Consider the following 19,116-nt stretch of genomic DNA (forward strand, 5'->3'; position numbering starts at 1 on the left):
GGGCCACACCCCCCCTACCCTCCAAAAAATATATTCGGGCGCCCCAAAAACAAATGGGGCGGGGGGGGGCCCCGGGCCCCCCTTTCGTGACTGACCGTATCCCCACACGGCCCGTCCCCCGTATTCCGATGGATTCCGAGACTTCTGGACAGACTCGGCAACAAAATCAACCGCAGATTACATCACCACAACCGTCGTGCCAACATCGACCCGCTCATAGAGGTCGACGACGTCCTCGTTGCGCATGCGAATGCAGCCCGACGATACGGCGCCGCCGATTGTCCAGGGCTGGTTGGTGCCATGGATGCGGTAGAGCGTCGAGCCGAGATAGAGCGCGCGCGCGCCGAGCGGGTTCTCGACGCCGCCGGCGACATAGGTCGGCAGATAACGGCCTTTGGCGGCCTCACGCGAAATCATCACCGCCGGCGGCCGCCATTCGGGCCAGACCTTCTTCTGCGAGATCTTGTGCTTGCCGGCCCATTCGAAGCCCGGCTTGCCGGTGCCGACGCCATAGCGCCGCGCCTTACCGTTGTTCTCGACCAGATAGAGGAAATTCTCCCGCGTATCGATGACGATCGTGCCCGGCTTCTCCGGGCCGTCATAGGCGACTTCCTGCGGCAGGTAGATCGGGTTGATCTGCGGGCGCGCGATAATGCGCTTCTTGGACGGCGCCTGCATCGCCGCCGTGTGCAGCTGAGCCGGTTGCGCCTGCCGTTGAGAACGGCGCTGCGGCTTTTGCATCTCTTGCCGGTTCTGGCGCACGATGCCCGGCGCGCGCCCAAGCTGCAGCACCCAGGGCGCGGAAAGGTCGGGGCTCACCATCACCGGCGGCCTGTCGGCATAGCGGTCATTGGCGCTGGAGGGCGTAGCGGCGGCCAGTACGGCAGCGGCGCCGAGCAGCGGGAACAAAAATATCTTCATCGGAACGCACCCTGATCGTCGAACACGCCGGGGCGAGAAAAGCGTCCCCGATGTCGCGAACATTGGGCGCGGAGCAGCAACCGAAACGTGAATCGAAATCCGTAAAATGCTGCATTGTCAGTAAAGTTTTTGGTGTGGTTACCGGCCGGTTCAGGAATCTGGTAAAGCCGCGGTAAAGGCAGCGCTGAGGCGCATTAACCAATGGAATTCCGCCATGGATGAGAAGACAGGCCTGCTCGCTGGACCCGATGGTATCGCGCGCTGCTTCTGGCACGGCAATCTGCCGGACTATTTGCACTACCACGATCACGAATGGGGCCGGCCGGTCGACGACGACCGCAGGCTGTTCGAAAAGATCTGCCTCGAAGGCTTTCAGTCGGGCCTGTCCTGGCTGACCATATTGCGCAAGCGCGAGAATTTTCGCGAGGCGTTCGCCGGCTTCGATATCGACGGGATCGCCGCCTTCACCGAACAGGATGTCGAGCGCCTGCTCGGCAATGCCGGCATCATTCGCCACCGCGGCAAGATCGTCTCGACCATCAACAACGCCAGGCGCGCGCGTGAATTGGCCGACGAGGCCGGCTCGCTGGCGGCCTGGTTCTGGAAGTTCGAACCCGCCCCGGACGAACGGCCCGAAATCGTCGATCTCGCCCATCTGCGCGCCAATCCGACCACGGCAGTCTCGGTGCGGATTTCGAAGGAGCTGAAGAAACGCGGCTGGAGCTTTGTCGGCCCGACCACCGTCTACGCCTTCATGCAGGCCATGGGGCTGGTCAACGACCACCTCGAGGGCTGCGTCTGCCGCGAGCAGGTCGAGGCGGAGCGCAAGGCGTTCAAAAGGCCGAAGTAGCGTCGTTCTTGCCTTCTCCCACAAGGGGAGAAGGCAAGGGGCGCTCAACAACTCAAGCGCCGGCGCCCGCCAGAAAGAGCCCGGCAACGATAGCCGCTATCGTGGCAAACGCCGGATAGATCACCAGCAGGCTGGTCAGCAGCGCATCGCGCATGGTCGGCCCCGTACGCTTGTCTGCGGCAACCTCGAACGGTCCCGCCATTTGGGCTGCAGGTCCCGGTGCATGATGATCGGCCGGCCTCAGCTGGGCGGGCAGCTCGCGGGTGCGGCTGTTGATGATGTCGAATTTCCGCGCCAAGGTCATGGCCCGAACCCCTTGTTTCGGCGCGCTTTATCGGCTGCGATTGTGTCGGCACGATGCCGCGCTTATGGCGGAATTGTTTCAGCTTCCTGCCTTCTCCCGCACGGGGAGAAGGCAGGGAGCAAACCCTTGCCGCGCCAAGTCCCATCGGCTAGGACACGCCCACTCGAAACAAGTCAGCTTTTACCTAGCAAAAAGACCCATGCCATGGCCGACAAATCGGAAAAAATGAAAGCGCGGCTGCCGCGCGGGCTTGTCGACCGCGGCGCCGAGGATATCCGTGCCGTCGAGAAGATGATGGCGACGATCCGCTCGGTCTATGAGCTGTACGGCTTCGAGCCGGTCGACCAGCCGCTGATCGAATACACCGATGCGCTGGGCAAGTTCCTGCCCGACCAGGACCGGCCGAACGAAGGCGTGTTCTCCTTCCAGGACGATGACGACCAGTGGCTGTCGCTGCGCTACGACCTGACCGCACCCATGGCGCGTTTTGTCGCTGAAAACTTTGAGCGCCTGCCAAAACCCTATCGCAGCTACCGCTCCGGCTGGGTGTTCCGCAACGAAAAGCCCGGCCCTGGCCGCTTCCGCCAGTTCATGCAGTTCGACGCCGACACGGTCGGCACGCCAGGTGTCGCGGCCGACGCCGAAATGGCGATGATGATGGCCGACGTGATGGAAGCGCTCGGCATCAAGCGCGGCGACTACATCATTAGGGTCAACAATCGCAAGGTGCTCGACGGCGTGCTGGAGGCGATCGGCCTTGGCGGCGACGAGAATGCTGGGCGCCGGTTGCAGGTGCTGCGCGCGATCGACAAGCTGGACAAGTTTGGACCGGAAGGCGTCAAGCTTTTGCTGGGCAAAGGTCGCTGGGACGGCGGTAAAGAGGGCGAGGGGGATTTTACAAAGGGGGCTGGGCTAGACGAAGTTCAAGCAGCGTTCATTGTCGCCGTCGTTCTTCACAACCAACACGTCGAGGCTGGGCTTAAAAACGATGTAGGAAAATGGAACAGGGTACTTGAGGCCAACCCCACCGCCGAAGCGGGATTTGCTGAACTCAAAGAGATTGAAGCGCTTGTCCTGGCTGCCGGCTATGGTCCGGACCGCATTCGCATAGACCCCTCCGTCGTCCGCGGCCTCGAATATTACACCGGCCCGGTCTACGAAGCCGAATTGCTGGCCGAAATTCCCAACGAAGAGGGAAAAATCGTCCGCTTCGGCTCGGTCGGCGGTGGCGGGCGCTATGATGGCCTCGTCTCGCGCTTTCGCGGCGAGCCGGTGCCGGCTACCGGCTTTTCCATCGGCGTCTCCAGGCTGATGACGGCGCTGAAGAACCTCGGCAAGCTCGATACATCGGACGTGATCGCGCCGGTCGTCGTGCTCACCATGGACAAGGAAACGGACAGTCTCGGCCGCTACCAGAAACTGGTGGCCGAGCTGCGCGCCGCCGGCATCCGCTCGGAAATGTATCTCGGCGGCGCCGGCATGAAGGCGCAGCTCAAATATGCCGACCGCCGCGGCAGCCCGGTCGCCATCATCCAGGGCGGCGACGAGCGGGCGAAAGGCGAGGTGCAGATCAAGGATTTGATCGAGGGCGCCCGGATGTCGGCGGAGATTGTGGACAACGCTGAATGGCGCGCGGCGCGGCCAGCTCAGGTGACCGTGGCGGAAAGCGATCTGGTTGGCGAGGTGAAGAAGATCTTGGCGGCGCAGGCGGAGGAGCGGGCGCGTGGCAAGTAGAGCGCCGCTCCCTTCTCCCCTTGTGGGAGAAGGTGGCCGAGCGAAGCTCGGTCGGATGAGGGGTGTTCCAGGGAGCGCCGTCGCCTCATTTCTTCCAGCACCCCTCATCCGTCTTGGCGCTGCGCGCCAATCCACCTTCTCCCACAAGGGGAGAAGGCAAGGTGGTGCTGCATGACCTCCCGCTACCCCGCCATCGCGTCAGACATCACAAAACTCTTCGCCGCGCGCAACACGCATGCGGTGGAAGTCGCGGTGCTGCAGCCGGCCGACCCGTTCCTCGACATGGCCGGCGAGGATTTGCGCCGGCGTATTTTCCTCACCGAAAGCGAGACCGGACAGACGCTTTGCCTGCGGCCGGAGTTCACCATCCCGGTCTGCCTCGACCACATTGCCAGTCAAGCCGGCACGCCGCGCCGCTATTCCTATCTCGGCGAGGTGTTTCGCCAGCGCCGCGAGGGCGGAAACGAGTTTTTCCAGGCCGGCATCGAGGATCTCGGCGACGTCGACATCGCACAGGCCGATGCCCGATCGCTGGCCGATGCGCATGCGCTGCTTTCGCTGGTGCTGCCGGGCCAGGAACTGACGATCACGCTCGGCGACCAGACTGTTTTCGAGGCGGTGCTCGCCGCACTCGGCCTGCCGCGCGGCTGGCGCATGCGGCTGGCCCGCGCCTTCGGTTCGGCGGCGATGCTGGAGGCAGCGCTTGCCGACCTCGCCAACCCGCCGCGCAACGGCCAGCTCGCCGGCGCGGTCGCAGCCCTTGTCCTCGATGGCAATCTGGAAGCGCTTTCCTCGCACATCGCCGGCGGCATGGAGCAGGCGGGTCTGTCGGCGTCGGCCGGACGGTCGCCGACCGAGATTGCGCGGCGCTTGATCGAAAAAGCCGAGCTGCGCAGCGTCAGGCTGTCGAACGAGGCATTTTCGGCGCTTAAGGATTTTCTGGCAGTCGATGTGGCGCTCGACGGCGCGGCAAAAGCGCTCGAAACCTTTGCGACCGGGGCCGGCGTTTCGCTGGGCGCGGCACTGGAAGATTTTTCAGCTCGCGCCAAGGCGATCGAAGCGCTTGGCCTGTCCACGGCAAAAATCCGCTACGACGCCGCCTTTGGCCGTCCGCTCGATTACTACACGGGCCTGGTCTTCGAGATCGCGGCGGAAAACGGTGACCGGCCGCTGGCCGGTGGCGGCCGCTATGACCGGCTGCTAACGTTGCTCGGCGCGAAAACGCCGATCCCCGGCGTCGGCTTTTCCGTCTGGCTCGACCGCATCGAAGCGTTGCGGGAGAAGGCGCAATGATCACCCTGGCGATTCCATCGAAGGGCCGGCTCAAGCAGCAGGCGCTGGAGGTGCTGGCCAAGGCCGGGCTTGCCGTCAGCCTGCCCGGCGACGAGCGCAAATACCGCGCCCGCATCGAAGGCGTGGAAGCGGTCGAGGTGGCGTTCCTGTCGGCGTCAGAAATCGCAGGCGAAATCGGCCAGGGCTCGGTCGACCTCGGCATCACAGGCGAGGATCTGTTGCGCGAAAGCCTCGCCGGCTGGGAGGCACGCGCGGAGATCGTCGCCCGCCTCGGTTTCGGCAATGCCGATGTCGTGGTGGCGGTGCCCGAGATCTGGCTCGACGTCGATACGATGGCCGACCTCGACGATGTCGCCGCCGATTTCCGCCAACGCCACGGCCGGCGGCTCAGGATCGCCACAAAATATTGGCGGCTGACGCAGCAGTTCTTTTCGCAAAAGCACGGCATCCAAGTCTATCGCATCGTCGAGAGCCTCGGCGCCACCGAAGGCGCGCCAGCGGCGGGATTGGCCGATGTTGTCGTCGACATCACCACGTCAGGCTCGACGCTGCGCGCCAATCACCTGAAGGTTTTGGCGGACGGCGTCATCCTGCGCTCGCAGGCCTGCCTGGTTGCATCGCGGAAGCCGCGCGCGACGGCCGACGAGGTTGTTCTGCGCGACATCGCGGCGAAGATGGGTGCCTTCCCTCCCCCTTGAGGGGAGGGTGGACAGCCGCCGAAGGCGGATGGACGGGTGGGGTCGTTGCGGCAGTGCTCGACGCGAGACGACCCGCCTCGCTTCGTGAGGCACCCTGCCTCAAGGGGGAGGGGATTGCGCTCCAAAACCATCAACGGGATTTCCACCACCCCGGCAGGCTGATAGACTCGGGTCGCCTGCGGAGGAGACGGCGATGCCGATCAATCTCGACGAGTTGAAGAATGCCACCAACCTGCGCGGCCGCCGCCCGAGCAATGGGGCCACGTTTGTCGCGCCGGTCGACGGCAGGGCGCATGTGTCGGGCGAGCGCACCGTGCCGCTGCTGCAGCAAACGATCCCGGCGCTGCTTTCGGACACCGTCGGCAAATACGGCACGCTCGATGCCGCCGTCTTCGTCGACCAGGACAAGCGCTTCACCTGGAGCGAACTTTCAGACACGGTGGACGCGCTGGCCGCAGGCTTCCTGGCTCTCGGCCTGGCAAAAGGCGACCGCGTCGGCATCTGGTCGCCGAACCGCTGGGAGTGGCTGGTGACGCAATTCGCCACCGCCCGCATCGGCCTGATCCTGGTCAACATCAACCCGGCTTATCGGCTGGCCGAACTCGACTATGCGCTGAACAAGGTCGCTTGCCGAGCGCTGGTCACGGCCGTCAAATTCAAGAGCTCCGACTATCTCGGCATGATCGAGACGCTGGCGCCGGAGATCGCGACGGCGACACCGGGCGAGCTCGATGCGAAAAAATTGCCGGCGCTAAAAATCGTCATCCGCATGGGCGAGGAGCATTCGCCCGGCATGCTCAATTTCACCGACGTGCTGGCGATGGGCGGGCGCGACGAGCATGATAGCCTCGACCGGATCTCCGAGGGGCTGAAGCCCGGCGATGCCATCAACATCCAGTTCACCTCAGGCACGACAGGCGCGCCCAAGGGCGCGACGCTGACCCACAACAACATCGTCAACAACGGCAATTTCGTCACCTCGGCGATCAGGCTCACCGTCGACGACCGGCTGTGCATCCCGGTGCCGCTCTATCACTGCTTCGGCATGTCGATGGGCACGATCGGCTGCGTCACCAAGGGCGCGACGATGGTTTTCCCGGGCGAGGGGTTTGATGCCGGCGCCACGCTGAGAGCGGTGGCGGGCGAGCGCTGCACCGGCCTCTATGGCGTGCCGACCATGTTCGTCGGCCTGCTCGACCATCCGGATTTCGACACCTTCGATCTCACCAGCCTGCGCACCGGCATCATGGCCGGCTCGCCGTGCCCGATCGAGGTGATGAAGAAGGTGGTGTCGCTGATGCACATGGCGGAGGTGACAATCGCCTATGGCATGACCGAGACCAGCCCGGTGTCGTTCCAGAGCAGCGTCGACGACCCGCTGGAAAAGCGCGTCTCGACCGTCGGCCGCGTCCACCCGCATGTCGAGGTCAAGGCGATCGATGCCGATGGCGCCATCGTTGCGGTCGGCGCGCCGGGCGAACTCTGCACGCGCGGCTATTCGGTGATGAAGGGCTATTGGGACGACGAGGAAAAAACCCGCGAGGCGATCGATCCCGACGGCTGGATGCACACCGGCGACCTCGCCACCATCGACGCCGAGGGTTATTGCAACATCGTCGGCCGGGTCAAGGATATGGTCATCCGCGGCGGCGAGAACGTCTATCCGCGCGAGGTCGAGGAATTTCTCTACCGCCACCCCAAGGTCAGGGAAGTGCAGGTGTTCGGCATCCCCGATCCGAAATTTGGCGAGGAGCTTTGTGCCTGGATCGTGCTCAAGCCGGGCCAGACCGCCACCGACCAGGAGATCAAGGCCTTCTGCGCCGGCCAGATCGCCCATTACAAGATCCCGCGCCACATCCGCTTCCGCACCGAATTGCCGATGACCGTGACCGGCAAGCCGCAGAAGTTTCTCATGCGCGAGGCGATGGTTGACGAACTCGGCCTGGTGACGCCGAAGACGGCTTGAAGCGAGGTGTGAGCACTCTTTCCGCTTCAATCCGACTGTGCCAGCTCGGTGCTGGCAAGGCTAAACCGCCGGTCCTTCGAGCCCGCTTCTCTCGTGCGACTTCCACAGGTACCAGCCGAGGACGGTACCGAAGAAGAATGTGTGGGCAATGAACTGCACGACCGGGCTTGCTTGCAGGAACCAGGGGAATGCGATCGGCGCGATCACATAGAAATTGACGAGCCACAAGGCGAGGCCAAAGATGCTGCCGAGACCGATGAAGGCTGCTCGCCCTCGCAGCATTGCGGCAATCTCCCCGAACACGATCCCATAGGCGATGGCCAGGATCAAATGTACGACCACGCCGGCGATGCTGGCCGTCAAGAGCGGGTAGCCGGGATCGAGGGCTTCCGCTCCAAGCGCGATGGCGCCGATCATGCGCAGGGGCATGAAGAACGCTTCCGCCCCCATCATGAACGCACTCGCCGCCATTTCGAACGCCGCAAAGACGATGCCTGCGACAATGCCCGCGACGGCCCCCTGCTGGAGTCCCCATCGGATGTCGCGTGGCGTCATCGGCGTATGGATATAATCACGGTAAGCCATAACACTGCTCCCTGTTCTGGACGCAGGTTCTTCCGCAAATGCCGGGAACGCGTCTGCGGTTCCGGGCGTCCGGTACAATTCACGAGGATTTGATTGAATTGATGTTTGTCAGGCCGAGCGGACGGTTCGGCTCATTGCCCGCATCGACGCTGCAGCCTTGCAGCTTTCCCGCGACCGCCCAAAGCCCGGCTGTTACCTCGCGCGAGACCTCAACTGGCTCCATAGATCGTAGCCCGCAAGGAGGACGCCGATGCCGACCGCAACGCCTAGATCGGGATGCGGGACGAACCGGATTACGACGCCGAAAAACGCCAGAAAGACTACAAACGCCAGGACGGCCAGGAAGCGGCTCAAATTCATCTGTTGTCCTCCATTCGCCCGTCCTTAGCCCCCGTAGATCATGTTGGGCAGCCCGTACACGATCTGCGGGAAGACGTAGATAATGACCATGCACAGGATAACGATCAGCATATAGGGCATCATTCCGCGGAAAATATCCGAAAGCTGAACATGCGGCGGCGAAATGCCCTTGAGGTAGTAGGCCGACATCGCCATGGGCGGCGACAAAAAGGCCGTCTGAAGGTTGACTGCGACGAGCACGCCGAAAAACAGCGGATCGATCTCGAAATGCGCCAATAGCGGCAGGAAGATCGGAACGAAGATCACGATAATCTCCGTCCATTCCAGCGGCCAGCCCAGGATGAAGATGATGATCTGGGCGACGATCAGAAACATCAGCGGCGACATGTCGAGGCCGGTGACGAAATCGCTGATCAGTTGCTGGCCTCCCAGATAGGCAAAGACTGAGGCGAAGGTCGCGGAGCCGACGAACAGCCAGCACACCATCGCGGTCGTGCGCGCCGTCAAATAGACGGACTCCTTCAGGCGTTGCCACGTCAGCGCCCGGTAGGCGGCGGCCAGCACGACGCCGCCGAGCGCGCCGATGGCGGCAGCCTCCGAGGGCGTGGCGAGGCCGAAGAGGATGGCGCCGAGCACCGCGAGGATCAGGGCCGCCAGAGGGACGAAAGAAGTCAGCAGCATCCAGCTGATTTGCAGGACCGAATAGTGCCCTACCTCGTCTCGGGTCGGCTTCGGCGCCACCTGCGGCTGCAGCACCGCCATCGTCACCACATAAATCAGATAAAGGCCGGCAAGCAGCAGTCCTGGAAGCAGGGCTGCCGCATACATACGAACTACCGACACACCCGCCGTCGCGCCATAGACGATGAGCAGAATCGACGGCGGAATGAGGATGCCGAGGGTTCCGCCCGCGCAGATCACTCCCGAGGCATAGCTGACGTCGTAACGCGCCTTCAGCATGGCGGGAAACGCCAGCAGGCCCATCAGTGTCACGACCGCGCCGACAATACCTGTGGCCGTTGCGAAAAGCGTGCAAGTGATGAGGGCGGCGACCGCCATGGAGCCAGGAACGTGCCGGGTGGCGATATAGAGGGTGCCGAAAAGACGCTCGATGATATTGGCCCGCTCGACGATGTAGCCCATGAACAGGAACAGCGGGATGGCGGTCAGCACGTCGTTCGAGATCACGGAATAGGTCTGGTTCACGAACAGATCGAAAATGCGGTTGTTGAAGAAGCCGCCGACCCAATGCTCCGCAAGCGTCCAGCCGTCGGCACCATCCTCAACCGCCCGTTCGTAGGCGCGCCACATCCGCCCCGGATTTAAATAAGCGTAGTAGCCAAAGGCGACCCCGAGCGCCATCAAAGTGAACGCAACCGGGAAGCCAAGGAAGATCGCCAGAAGCAGAATGAGCAGCATCGCGACGGCGACCTGAGGATCGCTCATCTGTCTTCTCCGTCGCGGTCGGGTTGATCGTCGGGGTGGAGGAATGGGAGGTCGACTGCTTCTGAACCGTGATGCAGAACATCGAGCGTCTTGGCTTCCATCAGCACCTTCTCGGTCTCTTCCACGTCTTCGGCCGCGCGCGGCCATGTTCCGGTTCGCAGACAGACGACGCAGCGGAACACCTGGGCAATCCCCTGCACGAAGAGCAGGATGCCTGCCGCCACGATGACGGCCTTGAACTGGAAGATCGGAATCCCGGCCGGACTGTTCGAGCTTACCTCGAGATAGCGGAAGCTGCGCGCGGCATACTTCCAGCCGGCCAGAATCAGCGCTGTGACGCCTGGAAAGAAGAAGATGATGTAGAGGACAAGTTCGACCGCCGCTTGCACGCGCGGCCTCCACAGACGGTAGATGAAATCGCCCCGCACATGCCCGTCCCGCGACAAGGTGTAGGCGCCGGCCATCATGAACATGGTGCCGTAGAGCATGTAGCTGAGGTCGAATGCCCACGCGGTTGGCGCGCTGAACAGGTATCGCACGACAACTTCATAGCTCACGCCGAGCGTCATGACGACGACGCTCCAGGCGAACACCTTTCCAAACCATGCCGAAAGTTCATCGGCGAATGCAATGTAGCGGAGCATGTGCAGGGTTCCGTCAGGTGCAATCCGGCGGCCCGCAAGACCGCCGGATTTGCCAAAGCGGAGGCGCGAATTAGAGCTTCAGCTTGCCGGGGAAATGATGTTCGTAGGCCAGTGTCAGGTCGGCTGAATTCATAAGCTCGTAGTAGACGACGCGTTCGACCCATTGGCGCTGGCTGTCGAGCACCCGCTTCATGAACTCATCCGCCTCCAGCGTCGGGATGATCTTGTCCCAAGCCTCAAGTTGTGCGTCGAGAATCTCCTTCGAGGTGCGGTGCACGGTGACACCGTGCTCGGTCTGCAGCTTCTGCAGGTCGGCCGAATAGTTGTCGAGGGCGAGCGCGGTGTTCGCGGTGCTGGCCGCCTCCACGCCATATTCGAGAATGGCCTTCAAATCATCGTCGAGGTCGTCGAACACGTCTTTGTTGAACAGGAATTCGAACGACTCGCTCGCCTGATGGTAGGATGACAAGGTGTAGTGCTTGGCGACGTCCTGCGAACCGAAGCGAAGGTCGGATGACGGATTGTTGAATTCGAAGGCGTCGATAACCCCGCGCTCCATAGCCGGCACGATTTCACCGCCGGGCAGCTGCGCCACGCTGAGGCCAAGGTTCTGCATGAGATCGGCGGCAAGACCGACCGTCCGATACTTGAATCCCTGCAGTTCAGCGGTGGTCGTGACAGGCTTCTTAAACCAGCCGAACGGCTGCGCCGGCATCGGGAAGCCATAGAAGCCGACGACGTTGAGGCCCATGATCTCCTGCGTCAGCTCGCGGTAGAGATCCTTGCCGCCGCCCTGGTGGAACCAGGCGAGCATGGTGGTGGCGCTGCCGCCAAACACAGGGCCAGTTCCGAAAAGCGACGCGGCCTTGTGCTTGCCGTACCAGTAGACGGGGACGGTATGCGCGGCGTCGATGACGCCGTCATTGACGCCATCCAGCACCTGGAACGCGCCCACGACCGCACCCGCGGGCAGGAGCTCGAACTTCAGCCGGCCGCCGGACATCTTTTCGACGCGCTCTATGTATTGCCGCGCGAAATCCATCCAGATGTCCGAAGCAGGCCAGGAGGTCTGCATCTTGATAGTGACCGGCGACTGCGCCAGTACGGCCGGGGCCGAGAGCGTCGTCGCTGCAGCCGCACCGGCGGTGATGGCTGTGGACTTTTCCAGGAACCCGCGACGCGAGATTTTCTTGTCGGACATTTACTCCTCCCATGTTGTAAACGCTTCTGCCACAACCAGAATATGCGAACTCGCCCCTTGCGCAACCAGTTTCGCTGCCGGTGACATCGGCATCGGGCTTCGGTCTGGCACAAGCGCCAATATGTTTCCGCATTCGACGATTTTTTAGTCGGCGCTTATCCTTGTTCTGGCCTACATAACGAATGTAGGACTGCTGCGCGGCATGCCAAGGCGGTCGGACCCTCTGGCCGACATCCCCACCCTCACGCCGCCAGCACCGCCTCGTCCAGGGCGCGAATGATCTTGGCCAGTTCGACGCATTCGTCATGCCGGACCTTGTTGCGCCGCCAGGCGAGGCAGATCGTGCGCTGCGGCATCGGTTCCTGGAACGGCACGATCTTCAAATCGCGCATGGCGCTGGCCGGCCCTGCCGCCATTTCCGGGATAAGCGTGACGCCGAGCCCGTGCGCCACCATCTGCAGCAGCGTCGTCAGGCTGGTCGCGCCATAACTTGCCATTGCCACCGGTCGCACGCTGCCGCAGACGGCAAGCGCCTGTTCGCGCAGGCAATGGCCTTCCTCCAGCAGCATCAGCCTTTCCAATGCCGGGCTTTCCGGCGGAACCGGCGGCGAGGCGAAGGCGGGATCGCCGGCCGGCACGGCAAGGAAGAACCGGTCGGAAAAAAGCGCCTCGGTGATCAGCCCGGACTGATCGAGGGGAAGGGCCGCTATGAAGGCGTCGAGCTTTCCCAGGGCGGTGTCCTCGACCAGCGACGCAGTCACCGTTTCACGCAATTCGAGCTGCAAGGCCGGGAAATGCCGTTTCAGCTCCGGCAGCACATGCGGCAGGAGATAGGGCGCCACCGTCGGAATGATGCCGAGCCGGAAGCGACCTTCCATGGCGGGGCGGCCGCGCCGGGCCGTGGTCTCGATCTCGCGGATGTCAGCAAGAATACGCTCGATGCGCGGCAGCATGGCCAGCGCCTCGTCGGTCATCCGCACCGATTTGCCGCCGCGCTCGAACAGCCGGCAATTCAGCCGCAACTCCATCTCCGCTATCTGCGACGACAGCGCCGGCTGGCTGACGCCGGCCAGCTTCGCGGCACGGCCGAAATGCAGCGTCTGTGCTAGCGCCTCGAAATATTGCATCTGCCGGACGGTGAGACCTATCATAAGCAAAACCTATCGCAACAAACAGGAAAGGCAATTTGTTTTTATCGGCAAGGCGGCCTAGTCTGGAACCATTCCAGAATGGCGTGGCTCAGGGCCCGTCCGGAAATCAACAATCCCGGAAATCAACAAATCCCGGAAATCAACAAGTCGGAGAGAACGATGGACGCAAAGACCGATGACACCAGCGCCGGCAAATGCCCGGTCGCGCATGGGTCGGCCGGCAGGACTAACCGTGACTGGTGGCCAAACCAGCTTGACCTTGCCGTTCTCCACCAGCAGTCGAGCGTCTCGGACCCGATGGGCGAGGACTTCGACTACGCCAAGGAGTTCAAGAGCCTCGATCTCGATGGGGTGATCAAGGACCTGCACCAGGTGATGACCGATTCGCAGGATTGGTGGCCGGCCGATTTCGGCCATTACGGCCCGCTCTTCATCCGCATGGCCTGGCACAGCGCCGGCACCTATCGCATCGGCGATGGCCGTGGCGGCGCCGGCGCCGGCCAGCAGCGTTTCGCGCCGCTCAACAGCTGGCCGGACAACGCCAATCTCGACAAGGCACGCCGGCTGCTGTGGCCGATCAAGCAGAAATACGGCAGGAAGATCTCCTGGGCCGACCTGTTGATCCTCACCGGCAACGTCGCGCTGGAATCGATGGGCTTCAAGACGTTCGGCTTCGCTGGCGGGCGCGCCGATGTCTGGGAGCCCGAGCAGGACGTGGATTGGGGGTCGGAAACCAAGTGGCTCGGCGACGAGCGCTATTCCGGCGACCGCGAACTTCGGGGCCATCTCGGCGCCGTGCAGATGGGGCTGATCTACGTCAACCCGGAAGGGCCGAATGGCAAGCCCGATCCGTTGGCCTCGGCACGCGACATCCGTGAAACCTTCGCACGCATGGCCATGAACGACGAGGAAACCGTGGCGCTCATCGCCGGCGGTCACACCTTCGGCAAGACCCACGGCGCCGGCGATGCATCGCTGGTGGGGGCGGAGCCGGAAGGCGCCGGCATCGAGGCGCAGGGCCTCGGCTGGTCGAGCAAGCATGCCACCGGCATTGCCGGCGACGCCATCACCTCGGGCCTCGAGGTGACCTGGACCACGACGCCGACCAAGTGGAGCAACAACTTCTTCGATAATCTGTTCAACTACGAATGGGAACTGACCAAGAGCCCGGCCGGCGCCCATCAGTGGACGCCGAAGGGCGGCGCCGGTGCAGGCTCCGTGCCGGACGCGCACAATCCGTCGAAGCGCCGCGCGCCGGCGATGCTGACCACCGACCTCGCCCTGCGGGTCGACCCGGCCTATGAGAAGATCTCGCGGCGTTTCCATGAGAATCCGGATCACTTCGCCGATGCCTTCGCTCGCGCCTGGTTCAAGCTGACCCATCGCGACATGGGTCCGGTTGTCCGCTATCTCGGCCCGCTCGTGCCGAAGGAAGAGCTGATCTGGCAGGACCCTGTCCCGGCCATCGATCACGAACTGATCAGCGAGCAGGACATCGCCTCGCTGAAGGCGAAGATCCTGGCCTCTGGCCTGTCTGTTTCCGAACTGGTCTCGACCGCCTGGGCCTCGGCCTCGACTTTCCGCGGCTCCGACAAGCGCGGCGGCGCCAACGGCGCACGCATCCGCCTGGCGCCGCAGAAGGACTGGGACGTCAATCAGCCGACCGAACTGTCGAAGGTGCTTGCGCAGCTCGAAGGCGTCCAGAGCGAGTTCAACGCCGGGCAGACAGGCGACAAGAAGGTCTCGCTTGCCGACCTGATCGTTCTCGGCGGCGTCGCCGCGGTCGAGAAGGCAGCGAAGGACGGCGGCCATGACGTGGAGGTGCCTTTCACGCCAGGCCGCATGGACGCCTCGCAGGAACAGACGGATGTCCAGTCCTTCGCCGCGCTCGAGCCAAAAGTCGATGGCTTCCGCAATTATGTCCGGGGCAAGCAGCCGATGTCGGTCGAAGCGATGCTGGTCGATCGGGCGCAGCTGCTGACCTTGACGGCGCCGGAGATGACGGTGCTCGTCGGCGGGTTGCGGGTGCTCGGCGCCAACACCGGCAAGTCGAAGCACGGGGTGTTCACCGACAGGCCGGGCACGTTGACCAACGATTTCTTCGTCAACCTGCTCAGCATGGACACGGTCTGGGATCCGGCCGCCGGCTCCGATGAAGTCTACGAAGCGCGCGACCGCAAGACCAAGGCGGTCAAGTGGACCGGCACCCGCGCAGATCTGATCTTCGGCTCGCACGCGCAGTTGCGTGCGCTTGCCGAGGTCTACGGGTCGGCGGACGCCGGGCAGAAGTTCGTTAGGGATTTCGTCGCTGCCTGGACCAAGGTGATGAACGCCGACCGCTTCGATCTTGCCCGATCCTGAGGCGGCAAGTGATTCTCTAACAAAAAAGCGCGGGCCTTGACCCGCGCCTTTTTGTATTGAAGCCTTGGAAAATCAGTCCTTCTCGAAGATACGGGTCTTGGCGACCACGCCGGCGATGGCGCCGCCGATCAGCGGTGCGACGATGAACAGCCAGAGCTGGCCGATCGCCGCACTTCCCGAAAACAGCGCCGGGCCGATCGAGCGGGCCGGATTGAGCGACGTGCCGGTCACCGGAATGAGGGCGAAGTGCAGTCCTGCCAGCGTCAGGCCGATGACGAGGCCGGCAAAGGCCGTCGCGTGGCTGCCGCTGGTGACGCCGAGGATGACCGTGACAAAGGTGAAGGTTCCGATCAGTTCCCACAGGAGCGCCGAGCTGACACCCCACTTCGTCGCATCCCAGCCGTTGGCGCCGAAGCCGCCGGTATGGCCGCCGACCTGCCCGGAGACGATGATCCACAGCGCCAGCGACGCAATGATGGCGCCGATGACCTGCGCGATCCAGTAGGGGATGACGTCCTTGGCCTGCATTCGGCCGGCGAGGAACACGCCGAGCGTCACCGCCGGGTTGAGATGCGCACCCGAGATCGGGCCGATCGCATAAGCCGCCGCGATCAGGCCGATGCCGAATGCCAGACCGATGCCTTCCTGGCCGAGCGGCAGCGCGCCGCCGAAGCCGCCCGTCACCACCGAAGCCGTGCCGATGAACACCAGTAGAAATGTGCCTAGAACTTCCGCCAGGTAAGTCTTCATTGCCCTCTCCTTGTAATTTCCCGCCGATCCGCTTGCAGTTCTTGGCGAATCACGCAGCGGAAGACTATCGCAACTTCAAAAGTTTGAAAGCATAGCAATGCGAGGGCCGCTGATATCAAGAGAGCTGCGTTTGATCTGGCGTTCTCACGGGGAGGGGGTCAGGGTGAGGGGGCAGCGCAAACCTGAAGCGAGCGCCCTCTGCCCGCAAGACTCTCCCCGCTTGTGTGCGCCGGTCGCGCGCTTTAGAGCAGGACCCGGAATTGATTTGCTGAGTAACGGAATAACAAGATGCGACTGGGCGGACGGCTGGCAGCAGCCATCGAAGTGCTGGAGGATATCGGCCGGCGACACCGGCCGGTCGCCGATGCGCTGAAGGATTGGGGCCTGTCGCACCGCTTCGCCGGCGGCGGCGATCGCGCCGCGATCGGCAACATCGTCTATGACGCGCTGCGGCGAAAGCGCTCGGCCGGCTGGCTGTTGGGCGAAGATACGCCGCGCGCCATCGGTTTTGGCGCGCTGCTGCTCGAATGGAACCAGACGGCGCAGTCGTTGAACGAAGCGCTCGACGGTGACAAGTTTGCGCCGCCGCCGTTGAACGACGATGAACTGAAGGCCATCGCTGACCGCCAGGTAAACGATGCGCCGCCGGCGGTGCGCGCCGATATTCCGGATTGGTGCGAACCGTTTTTCGAGCAGGCCTTCGGCGTCAGCTGGGTCGATGAAGGTGCGGCGCTGGCGACCCGCCCGCCGCTCGACCTTAGGGTCAACACGCTGAAGGCCGATCGCAACAAGGTGCTCGCCGAACTGGCCGAGACCGGCGCCAGGGCTGCACGAATTGCGCCGCACGGCATCCGCATCCCGCCGATCGCGGGCGACGGCAGGCACCCGAACGTGCAGGCCGAACCGGCCTTCCAGAAAGGCTGGTTCGAGGTTCAGGACGAAGGCTCGCAGATTGCCGCCACGCTGGCTGGCGCCGAGGCCGGGATGCAGGTTCTCGACTTTTGTGCCGGAGCCGGCGGCAAGACGCTGGCCCTGTCGGCGGCGATGGACAATCGCGGCCAGGTGTTTGCCCATGATTCCGAAAAAGCGCGGCTGGCGCCGATCTTCGACCGCATCCGCCGCTCGGAAAACCGCAACGTGCAAATCGTCACCAAGCCGACGGAACTCAGCCCCCTCGCGGGCCACATGGACATCGTCGTGGTCGACGCGCCCTGCACCGGCAGCGGCACCTGGCGGCGCCGGCCCGATGCCAAATGGCGGCTGACGCAGAAGCAGCTCGATGCGCGCAAGGGTGAGCAATCGGCGATCCTCGATGTCGCCAAGACCTTCGTCAAACCGGGCGGGCTGCTGGTCTACATCACCTGCTCGGTGTTCGACGAGGAGAATGGCGAGCAGGTCGCTGCCTTCAGAGATCGTAACAGCGGCTTTGTCCCGGTCGATCATCGCCAGCTCTGGGACAGCCGCTTTCCGGGCCACGAGGCGGCCGCACGCATCGGCGCAGCATGCGGCATTGCGTTGTCGCCGGCGTTGAGCGGTACCGATGGGTTTTATGTCTGCGCACTGCGCAAGGGTGGCTGAACCTTGCCGGCGGGCCGATTGCTGCACTGCAGCAATAGCGATTGCCTGCCGCTCATACCTCTGCAATAAGCTTTTCTGACAGGAGCGTGACAAGCTATGGCAGCAGAGATCGTACCCGCCCCCAATTATGAGGATCGTGTCAGGACGTCCTTCGCGCGCCAGAACGCCATGATGACGATCGGCGCCGAGCTGACGTTGGTGACGCCGGGCATCATCGAGATCGAGATGCCCTATTCGGCGGCGCTGACTCAGCAGCATGGCTTCCTCCATGCCGGCGTCATTTCGACGGCGCTGGACTCGGCCTGCGGCTATGCCGCGTTCTCGCTGATGCCGGAAAGCTCCAGTGTGCTGACCATCGAATTCAAGGTCAATCTGCTGGCGCCGGGCCGGGGGGAGCGTTTTCTGTTCCGCGGCTCGGTGACCAAGCCCGGCCGCACCATCATCGTCGCCGACGGCCAGGCCTACGCCTTCGCCGTCGACGGCGAGGCCAAGCTGATCGCCACCATGACCGGAACGATGATGACGGTGGTCGGTCGCGATGGCATCGAAGGCTGATCCGGTGCGCAAGGCGGTCAGAATTGCCGGTCGGGACGTCCTCTTCGTGATGGCGGCGCAGGCCGAATATGGGCCGCATCTGCAGCGGCTGTTCACGCCTGTCATGACAGGGGTGGGGCCGGTCGAAGCGGGTGTCGGGCTGTGCGCGGAACTGTCATGGCTCAAATCTGAAAAGGCGCTGCCGGACCTCGTCGTGTCGCTCGGTTCCGCCGGCAGCCGGACACTGGAACAGACGCAGATCTACCAGGCCGTTTCGGTCGCCTACCGCGACATCGACGCCTCGCCTTTGGGCTTCGAGAAGGGCGCGACGCCGTTTCTCGACCTGCCGGTGACGGTGCCGCTGCCGTTCAGGATTCCAGGCCTAAGGGAGGCGACGCTGTCGACCGGCGCGGCGATCATTTCCGGCAGCGCCTATGATGCGATTGACGAGGACATGGTCGATATGGAGACCTTCGCCTGCTTGCGTGCCTGCCAACTGTTCGGCGTGCCGCTGGTCGGCCTGCGCGGCATTTCCGACGGCGCTGCCGATCTCAGGCATGTCGGCGACTGGAAGGAGTATCTCCATGTCATCGACGAGAAGCTGGCGGATGCGGTGACGCGGCTGGAACAGGCGATCGGCTCCGGTGCGCTGCAGTTTGAACCATCGCATGACGCGGAAACGGAGTGACAGAGACGCCTTCGCAACCCATTGCGCCGACTCGTTTCTTTCTCTAAACGCT

At 63.4% G+C, this 19,116-nt stretch carries 17 protein-coding genes; 9 read left to right on the forward strand and 8 right to left on the reverse strand.

What is annotated here, in order from left to right:
• Positions 1 to 177: 177 nt before the first annotated feature.
• Positions 178 to 921, reverse strand: a complete 744-nt coding sequence (locus tag AC0L2A_RS24570) for a L,D-transpeptidase (RefSeq protein ID WP_091597489.1) — start codon at positions 919 to 921, stop codon at positions 178 to 180.
• A gap of 214 nt (positions 922 to 1,135) precedes the next feature.
• Between AC0L2A_RS24570 and AC0L2A_RS24575 the strand changes: the two genes are divergently transcribed.
• On the forward strand, positions 1,136 to 1,771 hold the full coding sequence (locus AC0L2A_RS24575) for a DNA-3-methyladenine glycosylase I (RefSeq protein ID WP_091597487.1): 636 nt from the start codon (positions 1,136 to 1,138) through the stop codon (positions 1,769 to 1,771).
• 52 nt (positions 1,772 to 1,823) lie between these two features.
• Here AC0L2A_RS24575 and AC0L2A_RS24580 read toward each other — a convergent pair whose 3' ends face one another.
• Positions 1,824 to 2,075 carry a hypothetical protein gene (locus tag AC0L2A_RS24580; RefSeq protein WP_473513815.1) on the reverse strand — a complete coding sequence of 84 codons (252 nt, stop codon included), beginning with the start codon at positions 2,073 to 2,075 and terminating at the stop codon, positions 1,824 to 1,826.
• 204 nt (positions 2,076 to 2,279) lie between these two features.
• On the opposite strand from AC0L2A_RS24580, the gene hisS reads away from it, so the two are divergent.
• The 4 genes from hisS (at position 2,280) to AC0L2A_RS24600 (ending at position 7,766) form a co-directional block, all read left to right on the forward strand.
• Entirely contained in the window at positions 2,280 to 3,809 is a 1,530-nt protein-coding gene (hisS, locus tag AC0L2A_RS24585; protein WP_473611025.1) for a histidine--tRNA ligase, read from the forward strand.
• A gap of 171 nt (positions 3,810 to 3,980) precedes the next feature.
• Complete coding sequence (locus AC0L2A_RS24590; protein WP_091597479.1) at positions 3,981 to 5,102, forward strand: ATP phosphoribosyltransferase regulatory subunit; 1,122 nt, start codon at positions 3,981 to 3,983, stop codon at positions 5,100 to 5,102.
• The gene (hisG, locus tag AC0L2A_RS24595; RefSeq protein ID WP_091597477.1) at positions 5,099 to 5,800 is read left to right on the forward strand and encodes an ATP phosphoribosyltransferase; all 702 of its coding nucleotides are present in this window, start codon (positions 5,099 to 5,101) and stop codon (positions 5,798 to 5,800) included. The genes AC0L2A_RS24590 and hisG overlap by 4 nt, the downstream gene beginning before the upstream one ends.
• Positions 5,801 to 5,993: 193 nt before the next feature.
• Positions 5,994 to 7,766, forward strand: coding sequence for an AMP-binding protein (locus AC0L2A_RS24600; RefSeq protein WP_091597474.1), 1,773 nt, complete (start codon positions 5,994 to 5,996; stop codon positions 7,764 to 7,766).
• Between the two features lie 60 nt (positions 7,767 to 7,826).
• On the opposite strand, the gene AC0L2A_RS24605 is transcribed toward AC0L2A_RS24600, so the two are convergent.
• The 5 genes from AC0L2A_RS24605 to AC0L2A_RS24625 all read right to left on the reverse strand — a co-directional run bounded on the left by AC0L2A_RS24605 (position 7,827) and on the right by AC0L2A_RS24625 (position 13,153).
• Positions 7,827 to 8,351 (reverse strand): hypothetical protein, encoded by a 525-nt coding sequence (locus tag AC0L2A_RS24605; protein WP_091597472.1) that lies wholly within the window; start codon positions 8,349 to 8,351, stop codon positions 7,827 to 7,829.
• A gap of 384 nt (positions 8,352 to 8,735) precedes the next feature.
• A complete protein-coding gene (locus AC0L2A_RS24610) occupies positions 8,736 to 10,157 on the reverse strand; it encodes a TRAP transporter large permease (RefSeq protein WP_091597469.1) in 1,422 nt (473 codons plus the stop codon).
• A complete protein-coding gene (locus AC0L2A_RS24615; RefSeq protein ID WP_091597467.1) occupies positions 10,154 to 10,801 on the reverse strand; it encodes a TRAP transporter small permease subunit in 648 nt (215 codons plus the stop codon). The genes AC0L2A_RS24610 and AC0L2A_RS24615 overlap by 4 nt, the downstream gene beginning before the upstream one ends.
• Before the next feature lie 70 nt (positions 10,802 to 10,871).
• Positions 10,872 to 12,002 carry a TRAP transporter substrate-binding protein gene (locus AC0L2A_RS24620; protein ID WP_091597465.1) on the reverse strand — a complete coding sequence of 377 codons (1,131 nt, stop codon included), beginning with the start codon at positions 12,000 to 12,002 and terminating at the stop codon, positions 10,872 to 10,874.
• Positions 12,003 to 12,244: 242 nt separating this feature from the next.
• Entirely contained in the window at positions 12,245 to 13,153 is a 909-nt protein-coding gene (locus tag AC0L2A_RS24625; RefSeq protein ID WP_027152430.1) for a hydrogen peroxide-inducible genes activator, read from the reverse strand.
• Between the two features lie 159 nt (positions 13,154 to 13,312).
• Here AC0L2A_RS24625 and katG point away from each other — a divergent pair, with 159 nt between their 5' ends.
• Entirely contained in the window at positions 13,313 to 15,514 is a 2,202-nt protein-coding gene (gene katG / locus AC0L2A_RS24630; protein WP_473611026.1) for a catalase/peroxidase HPI, read from the forward strand.
• 72 nt (positions 15,515 to 15,586) lie between these two features.
• Here katG and AC0L2A_RS24635 read toward each other — a convergent pair whose 3' ends face one another.
• Positions 15,587 to 16,264: an MIP/aquaporin family protein gene (locus tag AC0L2A_RS24635; protein WP_473611027.1), complete on the reverse strand. Its 678-nt coding sequence runs from the start codon at positions 16,262 to 16,264 to the stop codon at positions 15,587 to 15,589.
• Between the two features lie 288 nt (positions 16,265 to 16,552).
• On the opposite strand from AC0L2A_RS24635, the gene AC0L2A_RS24640 reads away from it, so the two are divergent.
• The 3 genes from AC0L2A_RS24640 to AC0L2A_RS24650 all read left to right on the forward strand — a co-directional run bounded on the left by AC0L2A_RS24640 (position 16,553) and on the right by AC0L2A_RS24650 (position 19,064).
• On the forward strand, positions 16,553 to 17,842 hold the full coding sequence (locus AC0L2A_RS24640; protein ID WP_473611028.1) for an RsmB/NOP family class I SAM-dependent RNA methyltransferase: 1,290 nt from the start codon (positions 16,553 to 16,555) through the stop codon (positions 17,840 to 17,842).
• 96 nt (positions 17,843 to 17,938) lie between these two features.
• Entirely contained in the window at positions 17,939 to 18,397 is a 459-nt protein-coding gene (locus AC0L2A_RS24645) for a PaaI family thioesterase (protein WP_023800372.1), read from the forward strand.
• Positions 18,381 to 19,064, forward strand: coding sequence for a 5'-methylthioadenosine/S-adenosylhomocysteine nucleosidase (locus AC0L2A_RS24650; RefSeq protein ID WP_473611029.1), 684 nt, complete (start codon positions 18,381 to 18,383; stop codon positions 19,062 to 19,064). Before AC0L2A_RS24645 ends, AC0L2A_RS24650 begins: the two co-directional genes overlap by 17 nt.
• Positions 19,065 to 19,116: the final 52 nt, after the last annotated feature.

The organism is Mesorhizobium sp. WSM4844 (genome assembly GCF_055811775.1).

Coding starts and splice junctions, on each gene's coding strand:
- AC0L2A_RS24570 (WP_091597489.1), bottom strand. CDS start 921: ATGAAGATATTTTTGTTCCCGCTGCTCGGCGCCGCTGCCGTACTGGCC.
- AC0L2A_RS24575 (WP_091597487.1), top strand. CDS start 1,136: ATGGATGAGAAGACAGGCCTGCTCGCTGGACCCGATGGTATCGCGCGC.
- AC0L2A_RS24580 (WP_473513815.1), bottom strand. CDS start 2,075: ATGACCTTGGCGCGGAAATTCGACATCATCAACAGCCGCACCCGCGAG.
- hisS (WP_473611025.1), top strand. CDS start 2,280: ATGGCCGACAAATCGGAAAAAATGAAAGCGCGGCTGCCGCGCGGGCTT.
- AC0L2A_RS24590 (WP_091597479.1), top strand. CDS start 3,981: ATGACCTCCCGCTACCCCGCCATCGCGTCAGACATCACAAAACTCTTC.
- hisG (WP_091597477.1), top strand. CDS start 5,099: ATGATCACCCTGGCGATTCCATCGAAGGGCCGGCTCAAGCAGCAGGCG.
- AC0L2A_RS24600 (WP_091597474.1), top strand. CDS start 5,994: ATGCCGATCAATCTCGACGAGTTGAAGAATGCCACCAACCTGCGCGGC.
- AC0L2A_RS24605 (WP_091597472.1), bottom strand. CDS start 8,351: ATGGCTTACCGTGATTATATCCATACGCCGATGACGCCACGCGACATC.
- AC0L2A_RS24610 (WP_091597469.1), bottom strand. CDS start 10,157: ATGAGCGATCCTCAGGTCGCCGTCGCGATGCTGCTCATTCTGCTTCTG.
- AC0L2A_RS24615 (WP_091597467.1), bottom strand. CDS start 10,801: ATGCTCCGCTACATTGCATTCGCCGATGAACTTTCGGCATGGTTTGGA.
- AC0L2A_RS24620 (WP_091597465.1), bottom strand. CDS start 12,002: ATGTCCGACAAGAAAATCTCGCGTCGCGGGTTCCTGGAAAAGTCCACA.
- AC0L2A_RS24625 (WP_027152430.1), bottom strand. CDS start 13,153: ATGATAGGTCTCACCGTCCGGCAGATGCAATATTTCGAGGCGCTAGCA.
- katG (WP_473611026.1), top strand. CDS start 13,313: ATGGACGCAAAGACCGATGACACCAGCGCCGGCAAATGCCCGGTCGCG.
- AC0L2A_RS24635 (WP_473611027.1), bottom strand. CDS start 16,264: ATGAAGACTTACCTGGCGGAAGTTCTAGGCACATTTCTACTGGTGTTC.
- AC0L2A_RS24640 (WP_473611028.1), top strand. CDS start 16,553: ATGCGACTGGGCGGACGGCTGGCAGCAGCCATCGAAGTGCTGGAGGAT.
- AC0L2A_RS24645 (WP_023800372.1), top strand. CDS start 17,939: ATGGCAGCAGAGATCGTACCCGCCCCCAATTATGAGGATCGTGTCAGG.
- AC0L2A_RS24650 (WP_473611029.1), top strand. CDS start 18,381: ATGGCATCGAAGGCTGATCCGGTGCGCAAGGCGGTCAGAATTGCCGGT.